General features: G+C 52.0%; 19 protein-coding genes. 2 read left to right on the top strand and 17 right to left on the bottom strand.

The annotated features are described in order from the left end of the window. Position 1 precedes the first annotated feature (1 nt). Genes DOQ08_RS01425 through DOQ08_RS01405 form a run of 5 tightly spaced genes read right to left on the bottom strand, consistent with a single transcriptional unit; the run spans position 2 to position 4,038 of the window. Positions 2 to 1,177: a response regulator receiver-like protein gene (locus DOQ08_RS01425; protein WP_114333122.1), complete on the bottom strand. Its 1,176-nt coding sequence runs from the start codon at positions 1,175 to 1,177 to the stop codon at positions 2 to 4. A 13-nt stretch (positions 1,178 to 1,190) separates the two neighbouring features. Next, positions 1,191 to 2,375, bottom strand: a complete 1,185-nt coding sequence (locus DOQ08_RS01420) for a type II and III secretion system protein family protein (RefSeq protein ID WP_227537445.1) — start codon at positions 2,373 to 2,375, stop codon at positions 1,191 to 1,193. Further along, positions 2,365 to 3,306 (bottom strand): Flp pilus assembly protein CpaB, encoded by a 942-nt coding sequence (gene cpaB / locus DOQ08_RS01415; RefSeq protein WP_114333121.1) that lies wholly within the window; start codon positions 3,304 to 3,306, stop codon positions 2,365 to 2,367. Before cpaB ends, DOQ08_RS01420 begins: the two co-directional genes overlap by 11 nt. A 54-nt stretch (positions 3,307 to 3,360) precedes the next feature. Beyond that, entirely contained in the window at positions 3,361 to 3,816 is a 456-nt protein-coding gene (locus DOQ08_RS01410) for a TadE/TadG family type IV pilus assembly protein (RefSeq protein WP_114333120.1), read from the bottom strand. 15 nt (positions 3,817 to 3,831) lie between these two features. Further along, complete coding sequence (locus DOQ08_RS01405; RefSeq protein WP_114333119.1) at positions 3,832 to 4,038, bottom strand: Flp family type IVb pilin; 207 nt, start codon at positions 4,036 to 4,038, stop codon at positions 3,832 to 3,834. A 345-nt stretch (positions 4,039 to 4,383) separates the two neighbouring features. Here DOQ08_RS01405 and DOQ08_RS01400 point away from each other — a divergent pair, with 345 nt between their 5' ends. Beyond that, the gene (locus tag DOQ08_RS01400) at positions 4,384 to 5,475 is read left to right on the top strand and encodes an OmpA family protein (protein WP_114333118.1); all 1,092 of its coding nucleotides are present in this window, start codon (positions 4,384 to 4,386) and stop codon (positions 5,473 to 5,475) included. 72 nt (positions 5,476 to 5,547) lie between these two features. Here DOQ08_RS01400 and DOQ08_RS01395 read toward each other — a convergent pair whose 3' ends face one another. From DOQ08_RS01395 to DOQ08_RS01340, 12 genes are all read right to left on the bottom strand, one after another. Further along, positions 5,548 to 7,488: an alpha/beta hydrolase family protein gene (locus DOQ08_RS01395; protein WP_227537444.1), complete on the bottom strand. Its 1,941-nt coding sequence runs from the start codon at positions 7,486 to 7,488 to the stop codon at positions 5,548 to 5,550. Positions 7,489 to 7,725: 237 nt separating this feature from the next. Continuing rightward, positions 7,726 to 10,692, bottom strand: a complete 2,967-nt coding sequence (locus tag DOQ08_RS01390; protein WP_206074758.1) for a parallel beta-helix domain-containing protein — start codon at positions 10,690 to 10,692, stop codon at positions 7,726 to 7,728. 45 nt (positions 10,693 to 10,737) lie between these two features. Beyond that, a complete protein-coding gene (locus tag DOQ08_RS01385; protein ID WP_227537443.1) occupies positions 10,738 to 13,224 on the bottom strand; it encodes an amidohydrolase family protein in 2,487 nt (828 codons plus the stop codon). A gap of 332 nt (positions 13,225 to 13,556) precedes the next feature. Continuing rightward, positions 13,557 to 14,660: an AI-2E family transporter gene (locus DOQ08_RS01380; RefSeq protein ID WP_114333116.1), complete on the bottom strand. Its 1,104-nt coding sequence runs from the start codon at positions 14,658 to 14,660 to the stop codon at positions 13,557 to 13,559. A gap of 81 nt (positions 14,661 to 14,741) precedes the next feature. After that, positions 14,742 to 15,440, bottom strand: coding sequence for a DUF3592 domain-containing protein (locus DOQ08_RS01375; protein WP_114333115.1), 699 nt, complete (start codon positions 15,438 to 15,440; stop codon positions 14,742 to 14,744). Between the two features lie 33 nt (positions 15,441 to 15,473). Beyond that, positions 15,474 to 16,085 (bottom strand): DUF3592 domain-containing protein, encoded by a 612-nt coding sequence (locus DOQ08_RS01370; protein ID WP_114333114.1) that lies wholly within the window; start codon positions 16,083 to 16,085, stop codon positions 15,474 to 15,476. An 18-nt stretch (positions 16,086 to 16,103) separates the two neighbouring features. Further along, positions 16,104 to 17,027 carry a formylglycine-generating enzyme family protein gene (locus tag DOQ08_RS01365; RefSeq protein WP_114333113.1) on the bottom strand — a complete coding sequence of 308 codons (924 nt, stop codon included), beginning with the start codon at positions 17,025 to 17,027 and terminating at the stop codon, positions 16,104 to 16,106. Between the two features lie 20 nt (positions 17,028 to 17,047). Then, positions 17,048 to 17,986: a formylglycine-generating enzyme family protein gene (locus DOQ08_RS01360; RefSeq protein WP_165823576.1), complete on the bottom strand. Its 939-nt coding sequence runs from the start codon at positions 17,984 to 17,986 to the stop codon at positions 17,048 to 17,050. Between the two features lie 158 nt (positions 17,987 to 18,144). Further along, positions 18,145 to 19,167, bottom strand: coding sequence for a DUF6708 domain-containing protein (locus tag DOQ08_RS01355; protein ID WP_114333112.1), 1,023 nt, complete (start codon positions 19,165 to 19,167; stop codon positions 18,145 to 18,147). Then, positions 19,164 to 21,830, bottom strand: coding sequence for a toxin VasX (locus DOQ08_RS01350; RefSeq protein WP_114333111.1), 2,667 nt, complete (start codon positions 21,828 to 21,830; stop codon positions 19,164 to 19,166). The genes DOQ08_RS01355 and DOQ08_RS01350 overlap by 4 nt, the downstream gene beginning before the upstream one ends. Further along, a complete protein-coding gene (locus DOQ08_RS01345; protein ID WP_114333110.1) occupies positions 21,827 to 22,444 on the bottom strand; it encodes a DUF4123 domain-containing protein in 618 nt (205 codons plus the stop codon). The genes DOQ08_RS01350 and DOQ08_RS01345 overlap by 4 nt, the downstream gene beginning before the upstream one ends. Next, a complete protein-coding gene (locus DOQ08_RS01340) occupies positions 22,441 to 24,573 on the bottom strand; it encodes a type VI secretion system Vgr family protein (protein ID WP_227537442.1) in 2,133 nt (710 codons plus the stop codon). The genes DOQ08_RS01345 and DOQ08_RS01340 overlap by 4 nt, the downstream gene beginning before the upstream one ends. 168 nt (positions 24,574 to 24,741) lie before the next feature. Here DOQ08_RS01340 and DOQ08_RS01335 point away from each other — a divergent pair, with 168 nt between their 5' ends. Continuing rightward, positions 24,742 to 25,170, top strand: coding sequence for an SRPBCC family protein (locus DOQ08_RS01335; RefSeq protein ID WP_114333109.1), 429 nt, complete (start codon positions 24,742 to 24,744; stop codon positions 25,168 to 25,170). Positions 25,171 to 25,174: the final 4 nt, after the last annotated feature.

Here is a 25,174-nt window from a genome sequence, read left to right as displayed (position 1 = left end):
CTCAGCGTTTCTTGAAAAAGGCGAACGGCCCCTTCGACGAAGGAGATTCTCCATAGTGATTGTGGACGAAATCCACTAATCTTTTCTGGTACGCTGAGGACCTGGGCAGGGCTCCTAACGGCACGCCCGCGTTGATCGAATCCAATCGGTTAAGCCATTCGACAGGGAGACGGAGACTGGCTTCCAGCCCTATATTTTTCTCGATATCCTCCAACTTCAAGGTCGCACCTTTCCTGTAGCCATCGATGACAACCAGACTCTTACAGTTCTGCCCCAGCCACTTGCGACTCTGCTGAATCATGGCTTCGGTATACTGAATTTGATCGACAACCGGATGCGACAAAATCACCAACTTAGTGATGTCTGAGCCTAGTATTTTGAGCCACGCTTTCGCTTGGTGCTCCACAACACGGATCACCATGTGGTCAAACAATTCGGCCAACCGAGATATAGCAATAAACAGATCTGCAGCATCATCGCCCGTGAGCGTTTCAGCCATAATATTTCCCGAGAGCAAACGCAAACCCGGGGAGTATTCTTCCAAGGCCGTATTAACAAACGCCTGGTCGATTGCATCGGTTCGGTTAACCAAGTCATTCAAACTCAGCCGGTTCAAGCTATCCAAATAAAACGATCGATTTTCTGTCGCCATCGTGTCGATAGCCAGCACTGAGCCCTTGGACTGTTGATGACTGAGCTCACACGCAAGGTTCTGAGCGAAAAACCGCGTATCGACAACGGAGGCTGCGCCAAGAACGAGTGTTAAAGAGCCGGAAACACGTTCTGGTTTCGATACGGAATCAACGGCCGACAATTGCGAAAGCGCTAAAATTCTATCGCTGGCTCTATCTCCATCAACTCCGGTAATAAGGCAATCTCGAGCGCCCGCTCTCATAACTTCCAGCAACAATTCCTGAGAAATATGCTGGGCAACGGCGACCAAGCAGACGCCGGGATTAGACGCTAAGATGGCAGAAAAAAGTTTGGCAGAGCGTCCCTGCTCAGTCTCGTTGACGGCCGCAACAACCACTTTAGCCTGACTCGCCTGGACCAATCGATTGACACGAGACAGATCCCCCGAAGAAACAAACTCAAGGCTCCAAGTATCTCCAAGCACTCGTTCAAGCCAAGCGCGAATGCCTACTTCCTCTGCAATACAGACCAGAGTTTCACTCATGCTACCCAGCTCCTTACCAGCTCAAGCCACTTTCGAGAGGCTCTGTACCGTCCCGTGAGTTAATGAACATATCGCCCCACTCGGTACTGCTGTACTCGTATTTTTTCCCGAAGCTCTTAACGTCTTCAGACAATTCTTTCTTGGCACTCACAAATCGTGGCGTAACCACCATAATGAGTTCACGATCTTCGCTGGAAATGCGATCTGAGCGAAATAAAGCACCGAGAATCGGGATATTCCCAAGACCGGGTAATTTATCGCTGTTATTGAAGGTAGAGCGGCTCACTAAGCCACTGATCACAAAGCTTTCGCCCGGCGCCATAGAGACCATGGTTTCGGTTCTACGCACACGCAAACCTGGCACTGACACACCGCCACTAGACACGCCCGAGGTAAAATCCAAATCGCTCACTTCCGGCGCCACCTTGAGGATGATTTGATTTTCATCAATCACCGTGGGAGTCAAAGACAGGCTTACACCAAATTCTTTGTATTCAATCTGCACCTCACCATCGTTGCCGGAAATGGGCACCGGGAATTCGCCACCCGACAAAAAGGTCGCATTCTGACCACTCAGACTGACTAACGACGGTTCCGCCAAGGTGTATGCGAAGCCGCCCGATTCAAGAGCATTGATAATACTGAGATGACTGGAACCGAAGCTAAACAGGTTAAAGCCATCGGTGCTTAGACCTGCTGCACTTCCCGGAATGCCGCCCGGCCTTGTAAAGCCGCCGCCATTCGGCGAGATACCGAACGCATTATCACCACCGTTAAACAGCTTGGCGTAATGGAAGCCCAATGTATTTAGCTGCTGGCGGCTTACCTCCACCACACGAATGTCGGTTTGTACCTGCATGGGTACCGAATGCTTCTCGCCAGCCGTGGAACTGACCAGATAATCTGTTGTACTCGGGGATGACTTGCCTTTCAGCCAAACTCTGACGGTAACAGCACCTGAAGCCTTGGCTGTAACAAGCACTTCCTTTTCTCCGCTGGCTTGCACCGAAGCAACTTCCGGATTGGACACTGCCACTTTTTCGAGCTTCTGGGTGAACGCAATAATGTGCTGTTGCCCAGGAGCAAGTGCTACAACGCCCGCATTACTGGCAGAGGCAAATTGAACGCCGACTAGCCCAAACACCATGACACTGATCGCAACCACCGAACGTAGCGCAATTTTCATGTTAGCGAACATACACTGTCCTTGTTTCTGAACCTTCAAAAACCTGCACCTTCAACCCCGGCGGCTCTTCTTTTTGAGCCTGTTTTTTACGCGCTTGTTTCTCTTCCGCCTTTCTGGCCTTTGCTTCAGGAGACAGCGGTCGGATATCCGCCAGGAATACCACCTCTTCCTGAGCATCGTTTGTTTTCATCGAGGGTTTTGTCTCGCCGGCCTCGGGGTTTTCAGGTTGCGACGCAATCACACTCCCGCCATGGCTGGTTGCCACAAACTTCAAACTGGCTTCGGACGCCGCCAACGCCAAACGTCCGACTTGCTTATCTGGGACCGCCAAAACCATTGTAGCGTTTCTGCGGCGCTCGTCTTCTGATGTTAGTTGAGCTGGGTCTGTCACGCCCTTTACGGCCAGCACTTCGATTTCACGGAGTATGATTGAGGAGGAAGGTCCGTCTTGGGAATCCCCTCGGAAAGTAGCGACCACATCAACCACATCTCCGGGCTGAAGCAAACCACCAATACTCGAAATAGGATTAAATTCGAAAGCCACCGCTCGCATACCTTCGTCAAGAATGGTTTGCAGTGTACTGGCACTCTCTAAAGTGGACTGGCCCAAGGGGTTCCCGGCGCGAAGAGCCGTTGTCGTTGTTTCACCAAACGGAGCATCATTGGCTGTTAGTATGCCCGGAAGTTGAACAGTGGTTTCAACTTCTGCAAAAAGCTCCGGCGCCAACTCGGTACCCGCTTCAATATCTTCAAGCGCAAAAAAATATCGGTAGGTGGGAAGCGACGGCTCGTCACTTTCACTGGATGCGGTATGAGAGGATTCGATGCTTGCAGCAACTTCAGGCTGCTCTTGGTTATAACGAACCAAGCCGACGATCGCCAAGACTACAGCAGCCGACGCAAGAAGAAGCGCAGGCAAGGCCGAGACAAATTTCGCCCTCATTATTATTTCTACCTTCTCGTACTTGTTGTTCGAATATTCGAGACTACTCGACCACTAAAAGGCAACTGCCGCTCTAACAGACAATTTACTCGGTTGTGGAGGAAAGCTGCCCAAAAAACCAAGTTTCAATTGTGGCAAAAATGACTTAGTGCCGTCTGCACTGAGACGACATTCAAGCATTTCAACTCCGTCAGAGGAAACATTTTCGCATACCTGCTCAGTCATTCGCGTTCGAAGGCGGGCGGGTAAGCCGGCAACCAGCTTTCCAAGCGAGGCACTACTATGGGCCAAAACCTCACCGCTGATGTCTTGGTACTGGCGCCTATCCAGAAACAACACAGATGCGGACGCCCGATCCACTGCTTGCTGCATTTCCAATTTATGAAAGAACAACATGCCGTAGACTAAGCCTCCATAGATAAGCCCAATCAACAGAGGAAGTATGAAGACAAACTCCAGAGCAACAACTCCGGAGCTTCTCCTTAGCGCCTTGAGTTTCGTTGGCACCATCACGCTGCTGACACTTTATTTGATGCCAGCTTCATCTGAGGCAGTGCTAAAGATGTCAGTAAAAAAGGTTTTGACTGTCTCACCTAAATCTGTGTTAGCCACCACAACAAGGATGCCAACCAAAACCGCTGCCAGCATCATGTATTCAAGAGAGGAAGCGCCCTTTTGTTTTTTGGGGGCGGCATTTCTGATCCGAGCAACTACTGCTTTATCAAGCTTCATACACGTGTCCTCTAACGACGGGATGGTATCACTGACTCAGACGTCCAAGGCATTTCGCATAAATTAGATTCCATCCCGCATTATCCAACACGCGCCCAAGACATCACTTTGTCAGAGTGTTAATTAATATCAGGTTAACACTATTTGCAAACTACATCCTTATACTTTTGTTTGTTTTACGTTATTCGATACAGTGGCACGACCACACTAGGCTAACGCCCCAATGATAAAGCCGCAACATAAAGTGAGGCCCAGTTTGATTCTTTGTGGCACCGCATTCATAGCTATAGTATGCCACCAACTATTTCTTTCCATTGACTATAAGATCATTAAGAGGCTCTGAAAATGTCAACGCTCAGAAGAGCAGCAATTATTGCTGCGCTGATAATCCCCGCCACTGCCAGCGCACAAGACTTCCCTTCGCGCTATAGCAGCCTTGGCATCGAAGCCAGCTTTGTTGATTCGGGCAACTCCGATGTCACGTCTCGGGTCGGTGATGACATCGCCAACTACTGGGAGTACGGACTGAACTTTACCCATCAGTTCAATCCCAATATCAGCATGCTGCTACAAGGCAGCTATACCGAATCCGAAACCAAAAAGCGTGATGAAGACCTAGACATTTTGCGCGGCTCCATTGGCGCACGCGTTCACCCAAGCCGCTACCGGCTGGCCGGCTGGCGCCCATTTGCAGGTGGCGGGTACAGCTACGCGGATATCGACGTTGATAACTTGGGCTCTCAAGGCGAAGACCTGATCTTTGCGGAAGCCGGCCTGCAAAAGATGGTTGCGCCGAGATTTATTGCTGAAGCGGGCGTTCGTGGTCGGGTAGACATTGAAGACGAGTACTTCGACGCTCAAGTTTTCGCTGGCGTGCATTACGTATTCGGCCGAAAGTTTGCTTCGGCTCCGACCGGTCGCCAGCCCCTGGATTTTTCCAAGCTGTCTGCGCCACCTGCCGATTCCGATGGTGACGGTGTACCCGACAACCGGGACAAGTGCCCGAATACGCCCCAAGGCGCCTTGGTGGATGACGAGGGTTGCGCGAAAGAGCTGACCCGCGAAATCAAAGAGACCCTGTACGTGGAATTTGAGCACGACAAAACGGAGGTTCAACAAGCCTTTTATCCGGAGCTCAAAAATCTTGCCAAGGTTCTAACGCAGTACCCAACATCACGGATTCTATTGGAAGGTCACACCGACAGTACCGGCCCTTCTTCCTACAACCAAAAGTTGTCCAAGAGCCGTGCCGATGCGGTCATGAAAGTACTCATCGATCACTTCGGAATCAATGCGGACCGGATTCGCACCACGGGTATGGGTGAATCTCAGCCTATTGCCACGAACGATACCAACGAAGGCCGAGCACGTAACCGCCGCGTGGAAGCGATTGTCTCTGGTAAGCATACGGAAATCTTGAAGAAATCCAGCCTGTAAGCTGGAACTTTTTACTTTAACGGGTACGCCCATGTGCGATGAAGCAGTTCAGTCGCACATGGGCCAGGTTCTTTACCAAGGCTGCTGATTGAAGTCCTCAGGAGTACCGTAATAGGCATCTGGAGTACGCTGACTCAGAAGCTCAGACTCCAAAATCGGCAACCGCACTTCACCCGAAACCGTATAAGCATTCACGAAAACACCACTCAATAGAGTTTGCAGTGGGTCCATTAAATCCTGCACTGCGGCACCGGACATACCACTACCTGCACTAAACCCATTCAGCAGCAACTCCGTTACCTGCCCAATCGTGGCGGTGCTCATGAAGTTCATGTGCTCTTTTGATTTGAACGCCATCAACCCTATTTGATCGCCTGGTCGCAGCGCTTCACCAACCGCAATTAGCTCATGGTTCGGATAATCACCCGGCACAAACCCCGTGACCATATCGTCAACTAGCATCGTCTGTCCGTCCCGAATGAGACAAACGCCCATATAGGAAACTCCGAGCCCGCCGATCAGATCACCTTTAACTTTAAAGTCCCGCAACTTGGGGATGCCCGCCAACACTTTTCGCTCACCGGCCGGCACCTCATAGACAGCTTCACATTTCTGAGGCCCTCGAGCCATACCAATGCTCATTGAGAATGAGCGCCACTGGTCATTAACTCCCATCAGTTTATCAGCCTCATAATTCAAGCCTGGCACTTCTTCAGCTATCAGTGCTTTTTCGTTATCCAGAGTGATGCAAACGCCCGGGATACGGTCCAACAGGGACTCATCAGCTCCACGAAGCTTTACATCGAACCAAGTGCGGATGGCAGCAAACATGTCAACACCACCACACGAGGTGGTGCCATCAACCTGATTGGCTAAAGGATTCATGTGGCCAGACTGATTAGATAGCAACCGAACATCTCCGCCAGCAAGCTTGAGGTAGTGATAGTTATCTACCGCTTCCTGTAGTGGGAAGAGCACATCACGGTTACCCTGAATCAACAAACTATCAATAGGGCGCAGCTTAAAGGGCTCTTCGCCGTCCCTGTATGGCTTCTGAGACACCTCCAAATTCTTCAGATAATGTAGCCCGTTCTGGCCCATAAACTTGATAATTTCACCCGTAGGATCCAGTGCTTTGCGGGTGCGTATGAACGGGAAGAACATACCGACACAGGCCTCATCAAGCAGCGGGTGTCGGCTTTTGCCAGTAGATAACAAGCACAGCAAGTTACCCCAACCGCCTTTCACTGCGCCGCTGGGCAATAAGGCTTGCTCAAGCGCGTGCCACGTCCCCACAGGAACAATGGTATCGACCCGGTCATCCAGAGCCGCCAAGGTGAGCTGGAAGCCTCCGCCATAGGAACCACCAAACAAACCTAACGGGAAGTTACCCGCTTCATCTACTGCGACCGGCAGCTCACCTGAACGGCCACGCTCGGCGATCCAGTCAATCACAGCCTGCGCATCCCGGGTTTCATGATAGGGGTTCATGACCATGATTTGGCCTTCAGAGTCGCCAAAGCCACGCTGGGAGAAGCTAACCACGATATAACCTCTACTATGCAAGTCCGACAGCACATCGTCCAACTGCCCAAACATCGAAAGCAGCCCGCCACCCTCATTGACAGGGCAGTTGTAGGGTTTTAAGTATTCTTCGCAATAAGGCTGCTCAGGCAACTCGACCACTTTGCTGCCGCCCCAACCATGGCTATGCAGAATCACCGGCAGCTTTTCACCCTCACGGTGTTCCGGAATGAACACCTGCGCATCAATCCATGTGTCAGAACTGTCTTCGTAGTAGTTAGCGTTTTTCAAGTCATCACAAGACGGCCCTTTAGCTGCGGGGCGACCAGCTGGGGCACAGGTGGGAGGCGCGTCAGAAATAATCGGCTGTAGATCGGGGTATGGGTCTCGGTTTTCACTGCGGGTATCCGTGGCAAAGGCTAGCGCCGGAACCACCGGCCCCAGCGAGACCTCAGGTCCGCCCAAGCCGGCATCCTGACTATCACCCACATTATTCGTTCCAACAGTTTCTTGCTGAACACTAGACCTCTCCCCTACTGGTCCTGAACCATTATGGTCACTGCCAGAGCCGGACTCGCCGCAGGCAGTGAGCAGAAGCACAAGTGAGGGTGCCAATAGTGTTTTAAATGCTAGGTTGTTCATAAGCCATTATGTCCTCGCAATAAAAAGTCCACACCGCTGATGATTACTCATTCGCGATGCGGGCTTGGATTTCGTTTTTATTTTTTACGGAGCCATGGATTTAAAAATCCCAATGCCTCCACCACAGGCCTCAGAGTTTTCGTAATCTGCATCAGCAGCACTCTCGATCCACTGATTCAGCAACTCCACACCCTCGTTATGCACAACACTCTTAGCGATGGGAGGCATTTTGATTTGCGGGTTGTCGGCGTTACCTACACGACAAGACACGATCGATTCATCCGGGCTACCCGGGACAACCACGTGCTGCTTGCCACAGGAACCGCCGCCGGTCGCGGTAGGCTTCTTACAGATGCCGTAACCGGCATCGATCTTGCGATAGTGATCGAGGTAGTAACCGGTATTCGAAGCTGCGCCTTTATCGTTATGACAATGCTGACAGTTCGCTTCCAGGTAGGCCCGAAGACGAAGCTCCAGATCCTCGTTTGGGTCATCCCAGCGAGGCAGGTACTCCAGGTTTTGGGCAACACCGCCTACGATTCGACCAAAATCAGGAACATTCGTTAGAAGCCCATGATCGACCCAGTATTTCAGCTGGTTGACGCGATCAAAGCCGCCCTGCCCTTGATTGCCCATAAAGTCAGACTCAGGCACATAGGCACGGTTCATATTTCGGGGTTTCGGCCCTATCGGTGCAGCGCCAGCCTCCAGATCATCGTTAGAGTGACAGGTGATGCACTGACTTTGGTTAGGAATCGCGTAGCTGTCTGAAGAACCTTGCAGCTTCTTTCCAGATTGCTTGTCGGTATAACTCCAGCTCACACTACGAGTTTCACCACCAGGCACCAACGTGGCCACTTTCTTACCGTTGGCGTCTTTGCCCCAGCTGTACGCTGGACCACTCCAAACAGCTTTACCACTTTGCGACATGCGCTTGATCAATAACCGTGTTTCGATCAGCTCTTCGGTATCATTTTCTTCATCTCGAAACGCAAACGTCTTGGCGATAACGGTTCCGTTCGGGAAATGAATCGTGCCGTTTACATTGCCGCCGCCTTGGCCATCCTTGTATACCGCTTTCGTTCCAGGCGGGATGAAGGCTACTCGGTATTTGGTAGCGTAGTCCGAGAACAACTTGGAGTTCAGCACGTAAGGAACACCACCCTCATTGGGCATACTCCGTGGGTCCTGATCGTCGGCAAACAAGTTGTATTGATCCAACCGAGGGCAGTCAACAGCGAGCGCTTTACGGTTAATTTCACCGGGCTTTACGGGCGTTTCACACAACTGGTTGATGTATTCCTTGCTAGGAGCCGGATCAATGGCGCCACTGCGCTCGAACGGCGGAATCGTTACACGAGGCAGGCTTTCCAGGGTCCGGCCATACAGTTTTTCACAGTCATGATCTTCCAACTTGGTGTCCGCGAAAAACTCCAGAGGCCCGGTCAGAATGTTCGTTAAACCTTCCCAGGAAAAGATGGCCTTTGGGTCGAAATCGGCCAATCCCGTCACCAGCTCAAGACCACGCATTCCATGGAAATTGATATAGGCCTGACCATCGTCCATTTCATTGTGGGCGATACAAGAGCCCCACTGCGGCAATTTGCGTTCACCGGCGTCGTTGAACTTGTAGGCGTTGTAATGACATTCCGGATTCGGGTGCTGATTGGTGTGAATCGGCTTTCCGTTTTTATCTTTGGGTACGGGCTGTCCATTGGCATCTTTCGGATAACCACACTCAGCGTCGTAATCATCCAGCAGTCCATCCCATACAATGTGAGCGCCCTTGCCGGGGTTGGTAATATTCTTGATACCAATCAGGGTAGGCAGAAGAGTTTCGATTTCGCCGCCGGCAACCTTCTCCATATTCGGTGAAGGCAAGGAATAACCCGAATTTCTCATCACGTTGTTATGGATGTGCAGCCCTTCGGTATAGGGATCGAGTTTTTTATCTGTCGTCTTACCCTTGCCATCCAGCAATTCGTAACTGGTATAAATAATCGCGGCAGTGCTGTTGTCCTCAAAGACGTTGTTGTAGATCTCGATGTTATCGTAGCCAAGGGTAATGAACCCCGTGCCTCGGGGCACGGCAGACACTATGCCGCTGTGGGCAAAGTTGTAGGTGTTGTTGTTGCGGGAGATGTTGTTCAGCATCACCGAGGTGTCACCGTATTGGGTGATGTTTTCCAGATCGTAGATCAGGAAACCACCGGTATTACACTCGGCAAGGTTGCTGTCGTATTCGCCACCCTGAACGTTTTCAATCTCGAAGCCCATTACGTTATAGGCCGCGCGACTGTTCTTGATAATGGCGTTATTGGTCTGCCCCACATAAATGCCGGCATCGGATGCCCCAATGGATTCAGAGTTATCCACCAAGATATTCTCGGACTCCACCGGGTAAATGCCATAACGGCCAGCAGAAGAACTCGGAATGTAGTCGGGTGTTGGATCGCCCTTATCCATCGGAGGGCTGGTACATGCGACCTTCAAACGATCGGTATAGTTTGCCTCGGTAATCGGCTCTCCACCGCCAGACCAGATTGCTCTGACGTTCAGCAGAGTGCCCCACTTCACGCCTTTCAATTTGAAAGCATCACCCGGGGAATCGAGGATGGTCAGGTCCTTAACAGTAATGCCGCGGACGTTCAGCGCTTCAAGGCCCGTTACGTTGTCGCTTTCACGGAAGTTCAAAACGGTTTCATCTTTACCGCAACCGCGAATCTCTACATCTTCCGTGGCCTGAATAAGTAGGCCGTGATACAGCTCGAAATAGCCGCAGCCAAATTCAAGCGTATCGCCCGGGCGCAACTGAATCATGGCGGTGACCATGTCATCGGTGGCGAATTCACCCGGGTTTACCGTGAAGGTGCGCCCTTCACTGAATCGGTCTACCAGCTCTTGATCGTCTTTGGGATTCTCCGCTTTCGCTGAAGGTTTATCAGACCCTCCTGAGCCACCAAAACACCCAGCCATCGAGAGCATGGCCGCCATGCCGAGCACCATCACCCCAGCCCGCCAGGGGGTGGGCATTGTTTTTATAGTTTCCATCACAGCTACTTCCTTTCTTTTGCTTGTTGTCTAACTTGCCAAAGACTACAAAGGAGCGTTTTCTATACGTTCCCACATCCTTAGATAGGCCTCCGCTGAGGTGAACAGCTGATTCACGGCTTCGTCCACGCTTTCTTTGGGGCGGTCAGCATTCAGGATCATGTCGGCAATTTGGTCAGGGTAGAGGCCGTAATGTGCGATTCCGCGGCCATCGTAGAGCCCAAACTCACGGTCACCGGTTTTTTGCTTGTTTAAAATCACACGACCGTCTACAGATTCGAACGGATACAGGCGAGCATCCTCTTCCGGGGAACCCGGGTTACCAGGCAACGCGGCGATGCCGTTAACATCCGTGGCAAAGCCCGCGCCCCCATACGGTCCGACTTTGAACTCGTCGGGGCGCGGACGGTTGCCGTTTTGCAGCAAAGAGTCCACCCAACCTTCACGGGTGCCGCCAAATGAAGCGGCAATACCACCCTGTTCAGCGATGCGGTCACGGAGAGCTTCGGTGCCGCCCCAGCCGCCATGGCTGTTGATCACGGGATAGTTCAAACGCCCGGTGATATCGAGGATACGCGCAGCAGCTTTACGACTGATGTGGTCCGTTTCGATCATCATCTTGCGGCGCACCAGCTCTTGAATCAGGAAGTCACCAAGATCCGTCAAACCACGGCGATTACATAGGTGATCGGTGCCTCTGCGCGGATCCATTTCTTTCATTTCTTCAGGAGTCTCCGGGAAGCGGTCACCGAAATAGTCCATCTGGAACAGCAGCTGGTCGATGATTCCGAATGGCTGCAAAGCCGCATTCTGATCCGGTTCATCACCTACAAACTCGGTGCCTTCCGGGCACTCTTCAAACTCGATGGGGTGGCCAGTTTCCAGCATATTCCCCACAGCGAGAACGGGACCAATACCAATTCCAGAACTCAAATCCGGTAAGTGGCCACCAAAAGCATTGTCAAACTTGTGGACGGGGAAGATGTTGCGTACACCAAGCTGATAGAGCTGATCCAAACCTTCAACAACATCTTGGCGGGTACATTCAGCGATACCCAAAAACTCTCCGCAGCTAAGTACTTTCGACATTTCAACACCAAGCACGACCGCCAACTTGCCATCGGCAATCACGCTGCGCGCCCGAGCTGGACTGGTGACAATCTGGAACCAGCCTTCGCCGGGCCCGCCGTGCTGGGCATCAATATAATCCTGCATTTCATACATGCGCTGAATCTGCAGCAAAATCGATTCCATAGGATCACAGTCATTTTGCTTTTGAGGGTTTATGCCGCACAGAATTTCGTTGTGTACTAGATGGTTCACCAGAATTTTCATGCCGGACAGGTGGGCTCGCTCCATCCACCGGTAATAGCTCTGATGATGCTGCAATGAGTTGTGTCGAGGCCATGCGTTGAAGCCGGGCCAGCCTTGAGTTTCATGGGGGCCCGAACCGCTGGTCACCATCTCCAGCAATCCCGTGGTCCCGCCAGGCCCGTGCGCTATCGCACAGTCTTCAAGCGCATGAGTTACACCAAATTTGTGGAACGGATCGCCGTAATTGATGCGGCCGCCAATAAACTCGTAAGCGGAAATATGGGAGTGGGTATCGACATAGCCAAAAATATCGTCGTTATCGAGCCCTTCAACATTCTTGAAACGATCAACCTCTTTAAGATAGATCGCCGGGCCCCGCTCATCGACGACTTCCAAGCCCAACTCGGCCTCGGGATAGGCCTCACACCCTTGAGCTTCGTGCAAGCGGAAGGTATTCGTCTCGTCTCGGAGTGATGGCGACATGAGCGTTAAACCATCATTTTTCGCAGTAAGGAGCAGCCCGGTTACATCCGAGGCCAGCGTGTAGGTATCCGTGCCTTCGTGTTTGTTCAGATTCCAGACAGCAAGGTCGTTAGGGCTATTAACCGCTGCTAGAGAAGGCTGAACATCGGTGTTGGCGAGCTGCCCACCCATGAAGTCCAAGCTTTCTCCGAGAGACCGCAAGATGCCCCCTAAAGGTGCAATGGGATCCAGCACGAGATTGAGGGTGTCGCCCAATCCCGAAACCAAATAACTCAGCTCTCCGATAAATTTACCGTTGGCATCCAGAAACTCGCCGCCCGGGTCGCTAATGCCTAACAGCTCAAACTCCCCCACTTGGGTTTCTTCACGAGAAAAGTTCGACATCAATAGGTAGGAGCCCAGTCGCGTTGGCCGCATAGTGAAGCTTGCCGCTTCGGAAGGATTCGTAGTGACACCGTATTCGCCGCCATCCACTTTCGCGACGTACACGCCGTCCGACTCAAGGCTGTAACAGCCGTTGGCAAACTGGTAGCGCGTATTTTCCCATTGGTATACGGCCTTTTGAGTTTCGCCCGTTTGCGGTGGCGTCGCCTCAGGGGTCACTTGTTCATCGGTCGGAAGGTTACTCACCTCATCCGCTCCTGAGCCACCATCTTCGCCGCCACACCCCGATAGAGCCAATGCCATTCCGGTAAACGCATATGCCAGACGACGCTGGCGAGAGTTCTCAGCCACTGCACACTCCTTCTGGGGGTATCCCCTTATTGTTTTATTTAACACTACGACTTGTCAGCTTTCCGCGCAGTATAATCTCACCTCATCGATCAACGCTTACTTTTTGAGCTCTTTTTCCGGTCATATCGGGCCTAATTACACACAACGGACCGATTTTTGTGATCCGGTCGATAGAAATTTAAGCAGTTAAATGAACAAAAGAAGATTATTTAGTTAAGGCGCAGGGTTGGCTAGGCAGCCATTTTGCAGCTCAAAACAACAGGCGGGGCATGTTTTTGGCAGGAAATGTCACGGGGGAGGCTAGGCCGGGCAATCCGACCTAGCCTTATCGATCATCGAGCAATAACTTTGTAAACGGGACGAAGCTTAGGAATCTGTTTTAGAACGACTTGGATAACGGTCATCAAAGGGACCGCAAGAAGAACCCCGACCGGCCCCCACAACCAGCCCCAGAAGAAAATCGAGATAAAAATAATGACGGGATTAATTGCCATGCGAAAACCATGAATCCACGGCTCGAGAAAAAACCCGACAATGGTCGTGAGCAGGATAAAGCTTAAGGGCGCTAACGCCATCATCCAAAGCGTATCTAGGGTCACTGCGGACACCAACGCTAACAGCGCAATGGTCAGCATGTTTCCAAGATAGGGAATGAACCTGGCCAGGCCGGCCACCAACCCCCACATGGCTGGGTCTGGCAAACCAATAGCCCAACAAATCAGAGCAGTCAGCACGCCAACGGATGTATTACTCACCCCTAAAACCGCCAAATATTGCGCGATTTCACGCTGAGAATAATGAGTAATGCGCAACACTCTTCGACGCTGAGATGCCGGCAATTGCCGAGCAAAGTTTCGAATCAAGCGGTCGCCACTTACAAGCAAAAAATAGGTTAAAGCCAAAGCCAGTGCCAAACCGGCCACGCCGTCTCGAACTTTCGAAACCATTTGGCTTCGCCAGGAATCCGTGGCCAACACCACCGTCTTGGGCTTTTCTTCGCCACTGTCCGACAAACCTTCTACCGATTTCTCCACTTGCTCGGCTGAGCGGTTCACCTTATCGATCTGGCGCTTGATTTGACTGTCGCCCACTAACAAACGCGATATACCTTGCGGCGCTTTCTGCGCCCACTCCAAAGCTGGCGTGGCAACCGCTGCGCCAACGCCGACAATCCCCACCAAAACGAGCAACACGAGAAACAACGAACTGACGGCTTTCGGAATGCGAAATTTAAGGTAAGCGCGCTGGACGAAAGGAGACAAAAACAAACTGGCAAGTACCGCCAATACAATCGGCAGTATGATTTGATGCGCGATATACAGTGTATAAAGAACACCCAATGCGAACAGCCCATAGATAGGCGTAGACAGCCCGGCAAAAACGCTGCCTTCCTGTTCAGACTGAGGGGCATTTTCCGTTTGCGGCGACTCCTCCATGGGGCGCGCTCTCCTGTAGTGAATTCTCGAGTGAAAACACAGTCTAACGCCCTCGGGGGTTTAACGCATTGTTGATTTTTGCTAACCGGCCAGCCTAGGCAAAAACGATGTATCCATCCAATAGCGCTTGAGATTGGCCTCATCAACCAGTACGGGCATTGTTTCCTGGTGAATATGATTAGTTGGATCAAACCACAGGTTATCGCTTAGGAATACATGAAGTTCACCGGTTTGAGGGTGCTGCCACTGGCAGACAATGCGGAACGGGTTACGACCGTTCACGGTCAGACTGGTGTTTTGCTCAACCGACGAAAATGTTGCGAGCACCTCGGTGCCGTGATCTTTCAGGTAAGCCTGTGAGCGGTTCTTCTTCCAACCAAACAACAGCATCCCGCCGCCAATGGCGCCAAACACGAGCCCCATACCTCCAAGAATCATGGGCAGCCCCCACAGCGAGAAGAAACTGTTGATTCGAGCACTCTCCGGAGCCGACGGCTCGTAAAACACAGACACACGCTCGCCGCGACTGAACGACGGCGGATTTGAGCCGGAGCGCGATCGGAACTCGATCTCCCGACCACGGATATCCTCGAAAACGACCACCGGATAATAGGTAGTCGAATCGCTGGAGCGAGAGCGCTCCAGGTCAATGACCGTGCCCGTGGCTTCCGTGGCTCGCTCGATAAATGACACCGTACTGCTGTAACTCATCACCGCACCAACAAGCATACCGGCGCCAATGAGTGTGAAGGCGTATTTGAGGATATTCAGGGTTTTCAATGGTTCAATCCTTGTGTTTTGGGGTCTCTTTCCTTAAGCCAGCTGACCAATTTCGGCCCCTTCGGGAACGAGAAAAGGCATTTGGGGCTCACGCCCCTTCAAGATATTTGCCAGACGCCGCTCTCGTACCTTGTGAACGGAGGGATCAAACCTGAGTACCTTGAGGGGCACCGGGTCACCCTCCTGCAACTTGTCGAACGTCGCCAGCTTACTCAGATAGAAGGCCCCACTGTGACTTTGGCCATCAAACTGAAAATCAAACTCAATCAGAAGGTCACACTGATAATGCCCTTCACCCTGTGGCTCATTTCGATGGTCGTATTCCTGATGAAACTGACAATCCGCTTCTTTTTTTGTCAGTACGCCGTCCACCTCTACACCGTGCTTCCGTAGCAAGGCCTGGCCGTAGAGGTAGCTGGCGCCCGAGTATGTCGTGACAATAGCAAGCAGAACCAACCCAGCGCCCATCAATGCGAAGAAAGCTCCCGCAATCATGGCCCCCCAGTCACCAAAATCGACGTAGAAAATGCCACCACCCACAGCAGTGGTGATTATTCCTACGCACAGCATCGTTAGCATAAGGCCGAGGTCAGTCTTTAGTGCTGACCACAGAAGCGGCCAATCGATGTGTTTTTTTCTGAGCATTTTTCTGGCGCTGGGAGGTTAGTTAATGGGCTGGGGCTGGTTAACGACGCAGCGGAAGCCTTGATAGTAGGAGTTCAGGCCTCGTCCCATTCTCCCGTAAACCGTCGCATTGCCGCCAACATGATCACCCAATCCCGCCAGATCCCTGACCACGCGTTTCCCGGCATGCTCACGGCTAGGCTCTATGGCCACAGGATTCTTGGTGGAAAGATGGTCAAAACCGGGCCGGAACCAGTCTTTGGTCCACTCGGCCACGTTCCCGGTCATATCGTGCAAGCCCAGGGGACTCGGGGGGTAAGAGCCGACCGGGCGCCTCTCCACATCGATTGATGAGTGAATCAACACATTACCGGAAACTGGTTGCATCGGGTCGATGGCATATGAGGGGCGTTGAAGATACTTATCTAGCTCCACTTCACCTGTATCGGTTGCGAATGCGATGGCCTGCCCCCGATTCCGAGCCGCGTACTCCCACTGAGCTTCGGATGGGAGGGAAAAGGGGAGCCTCGTTTTCTCGGCCAGCCACAAACAGTAGTTTTCTGCTTCCTGGAAATTCGGACTCCGGGCAGGTTTATGTTTGTAATTTGGCGAGGCAGGATCATCATTTGAGGTTATGGGCAACCTCACAGCACGCTTGAAGCCCTTTTCAACTGTGTAGTCGCCCGCTCGCCCCACATCCTTTAGAAACGTGACGAACTCCCCCCAAGTAACCTCTCTTTTGAGAATTGAAAAGCTCTCGAGCTCAACAAGCTTTGGCGGTTTGTTGTCATCGGAGATCGGGTTAAAAAGCACTCCCGATTCGTTTCCGACATCTCCCAGCCAAAACTCGCCGCCTTCGACAAAGACCAGATTGCTTTTGGCACTTGTGAGCACCCCATCGATTTTAATATCGGAAGGCGCTTGAGGTGAGGAGCAACCAGTTGAAAGGGCAAGGAGCAACATCACACAACCATTCCGTGCCCTCAATTTATTGGCTCCGGGTGGTTGATGACGCAGCGGAAGCCCATACCTGCAAAATCTACGGATCGACCACCCCGCGCGAAAACAGTCCCACCGCCTCCAAACCAGTCGCCACGGCCGCCCCAATCTCGCACCGTTTTACTGGGCAGTCCCTCACCGGACGGTGAGTCTGGGCCTCGCGGATTATCATAAGGAGCATATCTATAGTAATCCTCCTGAAACCAATCCTGCGTCCATTCCGCTACGTTTCCCGTCATGTCGTATAGGCCTAACGGATTTGGTGGGTAGCTGCCAACCGGGCGCCGCTCGAACTTCAGCGAAGAGTGCATTAGGGCGTTGCCAGAGGGCGGTATCGAAGGGTCAACATACTCTTTTGGGCGGCGCAGGTAGGGATCCCTCTCGACATCTCCTGTATCCGTGGCATAGGGCACCTCCCTCCCCCGGCTTCGAGCCGCATACTCCCACTGGGCTTCGGTAGGCAAAGCAAAAGGCAGCCCGGTACGTTCTGCGAGCCAAGCGCAATACCCCTCAGCCTCTCCGTAATTTGGTACTCGGGCGGGCTTCCGGTAATAGTTCGGTGACAAGGGGTCATCCGAGACTAACAAGTACTTTTTGAGAGTAAATTCTTCCTCGTACAAGTGATGTCGATTGAGTTCCTCGTAGTACACCGCCATTTCGCCCCAAGTCGTCTCATATCGAGATATGGAGTAACTATCGATTCTAATTTTGACTGCTGGGCGACTATAATCAGTCAGAGTCACGTAAGGACTACCATCAGGCTTCCCAATATCTCCAAGAACAAACTCACCGCCTTTCACAAACACCTGATTATCTGTTGCCTGTTCCAGGGCAGAAGAAACCAGGCCATCCTCACCACAGCCAGATATGAATGCTTGCGCTACTACCAAACAAGCTATTTTCAGCGGATCAATACCCGACATCTGTCAAAGCCTCCTAAGCTATCCGCATCTTTAATGCTGACCACAGAAACGGCCAATCAATGTGTTTTTTCTGAGCATTTTTCTGGTGCTGGGAGGTTAGTTAATGGGTTGAGGCTGGTTATCAACGCAGCGAATGATTGGCTCTGCTGAGAAAAGACCTACCGGGGAAGAGTTTTGCGCATTCTTTCATGAAGCTCGTCCAGCTCCTTCTGTTTTTGCGCCATGTAGTTTTCTTCGATATCGATCAGGCGAGTTGTTGAGCCGTTTGGTTCTAGGCGCTCTTGAACGACTTCAGGCCAGTGTTTACGAGCCTTCTTTCTATCAATCTTCTGTACAATTTCCATGCCGAATGCAGGCAGGAACAGCATATAAGAGGTCACCCAAGAAAGAAAAGCAGCCCCAGAAACACCCTCCCCCTCTATGCGTTCTCTCCCCAAAGTTCTCCTTGAATCAAGAACCAAGTCAAGAAAGGAAATGTCGCCGGATTTCAAGTTTTTCTCTATAAACGAATTTTTAAATTCTGTCTTATTGCCGGTCTCGTCAAACCACGGGCCAACTGTCATATAGCTTCTCAAATATTCCCAGAAACTTAATAAGGTTGGTAAGCGCTTGCCCGCTGGAACGCCTGATAGATTCAGCACTATCCGATCTTCGGGGTCACCGAACTTCCGAAGAACAATTTCCAATTTTCCATGAATAATGGCTCCTGAGTACTGATTGACTATCGTATATTCATACGCGACTGCCTCTATATCATCCCATTCTGAGTAGTAGAGTTCGCCTTTGTGATCGTAGTAAATCTCGCGCGTACGCCGATTAAAAACTACAGGTAGCATGGGCGGACGGCTAATCTCCCATATTGCAGGAGCAATAATGACTAAAACTGAGAGAAAGAAAACCCACCAGTCCAAATTCGAACTATAAGGTGTTCCAAATAGGTTAGGCAGCAAAACAAGCAGTATTCCAACTGCTCCCACAAAAAAACCTACACCTGTAAGAATGCCTCTGCTATCGGTGCTGCCGGTTCTCAAAGTCAAAGACACCTCATCTTGCGACTCTACGAGACCGGGCTGGGATGGAGCATAGCCAGTACCCGAGCCACCGCTCAGCTGAAGAGCATTTGAGGAACTACCAAATTTTTTAGTTACAGCGTCAAACAACTTTTTCGCGTTTTCAATCACCAGATATCAACCTTTACCGGAGGCATTTCCAAACCAGGTTGTGGTCGATAGATTAACTCGCCCTGCAGCCCAAAGATCTGGTCATCATCGTGATAAACTCTTCTGTATGTGGCCGTAGCTGCGGCGTTATGAACTCTTGTACCCACATGCAGACTGAAATCAGCACCAGACCAAGTCACAGGGGTTCGCTTTGGCTGAAGGATTTGCTCTCTTTCCTCTGTATCCAGAACAGCTCGTAATTGCCGTTCAACCCATGCCAAAGACCGGTAACCAACACCGCTTCTCAACTCATCGCCAGAAAAATAAATAGTTTCAGGATTCAAAGCACTTTGGCCTGCTAGCTCAAGAATCAACCAGCAATCCTGCATATGGATTCCCGTATGCGGATTTAACCTTGGAACCCTTTCCAGCCTCAACTTGATGGGAAAAATAACCGTGTACAACCGCTCCATTTCATCTCGATAGTTTCCTGACCACTCCGCCGGCTTTACACCAAATCTAGTATTAGCGAGCCAGCGCTCAAGCGGTGTATTCTGCGCGTAGTGACGGGCGACCAAGCCTCCAATCAAGGATGCAGTTAGGCCTAGAGACAACGCCGTATAGAAGCCACCCAGCCTAGACAATCCCCGGACTGAGGAAGCAACTTGCAACCCTAGTGCGGCAGCTCTCGCCTCACGATACGCTCTAAAAGCTCTCACACTGAGCGCCAGTTGCCCCGACGACACCCCCATCAAGCCGGCCTCAAGAGCAGACGTATCGAAATCACCAGAACGGTAGGACTCGATCGCTTGCATCCCAAATACAATGATGTCGAAAGCCGCAGTGGCAGCGGTGAGCGCGGCTGCAACTGCACCTACTCCATGGCTATACGCTGCTGGGTTAGGTGACCTTGAGAGTCCTTTATTCCAATTAAGCTCGGAAATCTTGTGCTCTAAGGATAAGGCTGCAGCGGTGAAACCTGTGACGCTCCCGGTAGCCTTTGCTAAACCTTCGACGTCTTTATTCGAATCGGTAAAAAATTCTGAGATTGCAGACACCATGTTCAATCCGGTCAGAACAACCAGAACTGAACGCAAGGGAGCCTTTTCTAAAGCATCCTTGAGGCTGTATGGGTTGCCTTTAAAATATTGGCCAGCATTTGCTGATGCGATACGAATAACGGGCACTTTCCGTGCTTCGACGTCAGGAGGACTAAGAGTCGCCGCTGCATTGCCACTATTTTTCGCCGCCTCACTCAGCCACTGATTCGATTGAACAGCACCTACACTGTCCACCGCCAATGACTGCCCTGTTCGTGCCAATCCAGACACCAAAAAGCCACTGCCTAAAAGTGAGATTCGATGCGGGAATCCTCTCAATTCAACTGCGGCTGCAGGCGAAATTGCGTTGAAAAGTATTTGTGTCGGCACAGCCGATGGAATTGGTGCCCGCCCCACTAAACCCGACACCTTAGAGTTTATGGCGGCAACGACAGCCGTGGCAGCTTTGGATAGGTCTTCAACAGAATCGTTAGCCATATCGCCAATTGATACTAGCTTCTCGACGTCACCGAGTGATACACGCTCTCTTATCCCAAGCAACGCATTCCAGAACCAGCGAGTCCCCTCCCCCTGAACTGCGGCTAGGCGGCCGATAGCCCCGGCCCCTTTACTAAAATAAGATGGACCAAGCAAAGCAAGTCCGAATTTTTCCTGCAGAATGGTGTGATGATCTTCTTTAGCCAGATCCAGGCTCTCGCATGAACTTGCGAGGGTTTCAGGGCCATTCGCACATTCGAGGGTATCCATCCATAGGACCCAGGAATCAAGGAGCCCAGCAACAACGTCTTCAAAATGTGACTGAGACTCATCCGATTCCCGCCACACTCTCTGTAATTTCGGCAGATCTACAAGTTCAGGAAGTTTCGCTTCAAGCTGGCGATCAGTCTCATAAAGATCCTTGATCGTCTTCGCCAAACTCCACTCTCCACCGAATCTGGCTCTTAACCTCTCCTGGTTATCGTGAGCCAGACGAACCAATGCGGCCAGATCTTCGGTAACACCCCATGGATCGTCCACTATCCCCATCACGCGCTGGTCAAATCGCTGGGTAGAACGCTCCAACCGAGGCCAGTGGGGAATGGTTGGAGTCAGGCCAGTCCAGTCAAACTCCTCAATGGAGGTAACTTCTGGCAAGGCATAAAAGGTCTTTTCATCAAGCAGCTGCGTGTTCGGTGAACCTCCTGGCACAATCCTGCGCATAAACTTGCTGCGCTGACCCGGTTCATTCACAATCATTTCGAAATGAGCGTCAGACCATTGATTCTCACTCCAGGCGACATCAGCAGGCTCACCAGAGGGTAAAGACAAGTAGACATTGCCGCGATGATCAACAACCTCCCCACCTCGGGTCGTCTCCTGAAGCAGGGAATTTTTAACCGAATACTCAATTAACCTCCCTTCGAACTCACTCCAGACATACAGCCAGCCATCTCTCAGAAATCGAGGAACAAGTCCAAGATTCCGATCCTGAAGATCAGTATAGCGATCAATATTAGGAAACAGGTCCGGTAAATCGGGCAATTCCAGCCCAGCTAAGAGCTCCCCCTCATAGCGCATAGGGCCAATGGCGTATCTAAGGGGTAGAAAAGCCGTCATTAGTGGGCAAGTTGCGCAATAAGTCATAACACGTCCCTGTGTTGGTTATCCGCAGAAGAATCCAGAGCGGCCAGCAAATCCAAGCTAAATTGAAAGCATGGGGCCACCAGATTCGACTCGAATTGTCCTTCCTTTTGTTCGTCACTCATTCTGGAAGGTGAAGGGCGATACTGAGTCATCGATCCATCACTTGAACGGAAAAAGATGCTGTTAATGCCAGACCAAAAATGAGCGGGTAAACGACCGTCAACTCCAGCTAGTCTCGAGACTACCTTGGCATCACCAATCCTCAGCCAGACAGCGTGCCCCTCCGGCATCATCACCTGAACCCTAGACCGCATAAAGTCCAATAATGCTGACTCATCATAAGACGTATGCAACACCGAAGTCCTCGCGACTAAGGGATGGTTCTTTGCCCACAGCTCTTTGAGCACTATGCTCGCTCCAAAATCAGCAATCATCGGCCCTAATGCTGATACGCCATCGAAAACGCCGTCTTTAAGTACCATTAAAGGGCATACATCCAGGCTCTCTTCATACAAACTTCGCAGGCCTCCCGCGATCGCTCCATCAAACAACATGAACATTTTCTTGTCGGACGGAGACAGGCTTTCATGAATGTTCGAACTCTGCAGCGTCATGACGAAATCCCCTCGTCCGATCTCACAGAGCAAACCTCCGAAAAAGTATCTTCCTTCCTCGCTGCATTTCTGAAACTTGCGGCCTGTTTCAGGTCGGCCTCAGGCGGTCGCAACTGTTCCGCGTTTAAAAACTGAGGGGCACCGGAATGCCGTGTCTCGGTATTGGGAAGCGTTGAGACTGACTGCTCAGATAGAGCATCATGAGTTACCATATTTGGCAACAACGGCCCCTTCACCCCAACCCCACTACCACTCCCAGGCCCACCCCCTGAATTCATCCGCACCAAAGGCCCTGACACCGTCACCCCACTCGGGTCTACCTTCACAAAGCTGCCACCGGCCTTAAGCGTCACCTCAGCCCCGGCTTCGATCACGATTTTCATACCGGCCTTGTGGTGGATTTCGGTGCCGGCTTCCACCAGCTGGTTTTTGCCCTGCTTACTGTGGTGGCTGCCGTTTACGGTGAGACTGTAGTCGGCACCGATGCTCTCGCGATGTTCGCCATCTGTGGTGTGGTGGCTGTTGCCTTTGGTGTGGCTGAAGCGGTTGTTCTCCACCGTCAGGTGGCTGTCGTTCCTGATGACTTCGGTGCGGTTGTTTTCCGTGAGCAGGTCCAGGTCCTTCTGGGCGTGCACGTAGATCTGCTCTTCGGCGGCTTCGTCTTCAAAACGCAGTTCGTTGCTGCCTTCGCCCTTGTGGGTTTTGGTTTTTAATGTGGTCCGGGTTTTGTGTTCTGGCAGCGCGTACGGCGGTGTATTGGTGGCGTGGTAGGTTCGGCCGGTGATGATGGGCTGGTCCGGGTCGCCGTCCAGGAAAGATACGATCACTTCGTGGCCGATTCTTGGCAGGGCCATGAAGCCGTATTGGCCACCAGCCCAGCCCTGGGCTACTCGTAGCCAGGCACTGCTTTGTTCATCGTTTTTCGAGTATCTATCCCACGGGAACCGGACTTTGACGCGTCCATACTGATCGCAGTGGATTTCTTCCCCTTCCGGGCCGGTGACGATGGCCATCTGGGGGCCGTCGATCACGGGTTTGTGGTTACACAGGGGGCGCCAGGTTTTGTCGGCCGGGATGGCGGTGAATTCGTTGTGGTAGCTGGTGGGTTCGCTGCCACCCTCTTCTTCCATGGCCTGGGGCTGTTTGCCGGTGTGGGTGATGGCGGTCAGCAGCCATTCCCGGTTCAGGCTCTGGCTGTCATGCTCTTGCAGTTCCACTTTCGCACCCGCAGCAAAATCCGGGCGGTTGCTTTTGCCTTTGGCTGTGGACGCGTCGTTTCTGAGTGCGTCTAATCGGGTCTCAGTAAACGGCCGGCCACTGGCGTCGGCTTTGTAGCGACCGGGGTAGTCGTAATGTTGGTAGTCGTCGCGGTGGTTCATGCCGCCGGCACTCTGTTCGTGCATCAGAGCGTAGGCGGGGTTCTTGAAGGTGTAGTCTTTCATCGCCACCGATGAAGCGCGCACCCTTTCTTCGTAGGCGAAGCTGAAGACGCAGGCCTGTTGAGTGCTGCCGCCGGCTTTGGTATTGCATTCTGCCGGGTCTAATTTGGGCGCATCACCGTGATGGTCTGCGATGACTAATGCTGGTTGTTCTTCGCCATCCACGCTGCCGTGTTGGTAGCGGTAGTGCCAACCTTCTTCCGCAGCCAGTCGTTCCACAAATTTCAGGTCGCTTTCCCGGTGCTGGACGCAGTATTCCCGCTCTTCGGGCGCGCGTTTCAGGTCGAACACCGTATCCACAATGCCCCGCTCTTCCAACAGCGTGCGCACAATGGCATCGGTGGTCTGAGCTTGGAAGATACGGCTGTTGTGCATTAAGCCCAAACGCCACACCGGAGGTTGGATCACCACTTCGTAATGGGTGCGGCGGTGGCCAGTGTTGCCTCGTACGAATTCGTTCACCACGCCGGTGAACCGACGCAGGGGCTGGCCGTCTTGCCACACCACCAGATCCACCGGCTGTTCCAATACATCCGCGGCTTGCACGTCCGGATCGGTGCTGGCCAGTTTCAAACGGCCATGGGAGAGCGTGGACAAACCTTCGGTGAGCACAAAGCTGGCAACCACGAAGTGGTCTGAGGGGAATTCGCCAACACGGGCGGTGAACTGCAATCCGCTTGCCTGGGGCATAACTTCAGTCCCTGAAGTGTGTGATTTAGATCCTGCTCGTCCTGAGCACGGCAGATTATAACGAGAGCACTCCATAAGACCAACCACCCACTCGGCCTACTGGACACCTTTTGTTAAACAGTGTGAACCGTTACTCTTGGGCCAACATCAAAGAACAAGAGAAGCAAGATGGCAGCCTACAAAATAGAGATCGATGAAACTTTCAACGTGCCGCGCAAGAAGGTTTTTGCGCTGTTTGCCGACCACCACCGTTTTGGAAAAATGATTGGCGCGCCGGTCAAACGCATTAAAGAGAGCGATCAGGCCGATCCGAATGGCGCGGGCTCAGTTCGTAAAGTCGGCTTGGGGCCTTTGAGTATCGAAGAGACGGTACTTGAGTTCGAGCCCTATTCCTTGATCGAATACACAGTCACCAGCGCCGGCCCGATCAAAAATCACATAGGGCGCATTCATTTTAGCGACACCGCAGACGGCCAAACCCGCCTTAAGTACACCATCTGCTTTGAAGATGTCGTTCCTTTCACAGGCAAACTGATTCGCTCCTTATTGGAGTTGGGGCTGCGCCGAGGAATCCGACGAGTTCCCGAACTGGCGTAACAAA

The organism is Marinobacter litoralis, assembly GCF_003336705.1.
Classification (GTDB): Bacteria; Pseudomonadota; Gammaproteobacteria; order Pseudomonadales; family Oleiphilaceae; genus Marinobacter; species Marinobacter litoralis.
The sequence above is the reverse complement of the archived record's forward strand: the minus strand, read 5'-3'. Positions and strand labels throughout refer to the sequence as shown.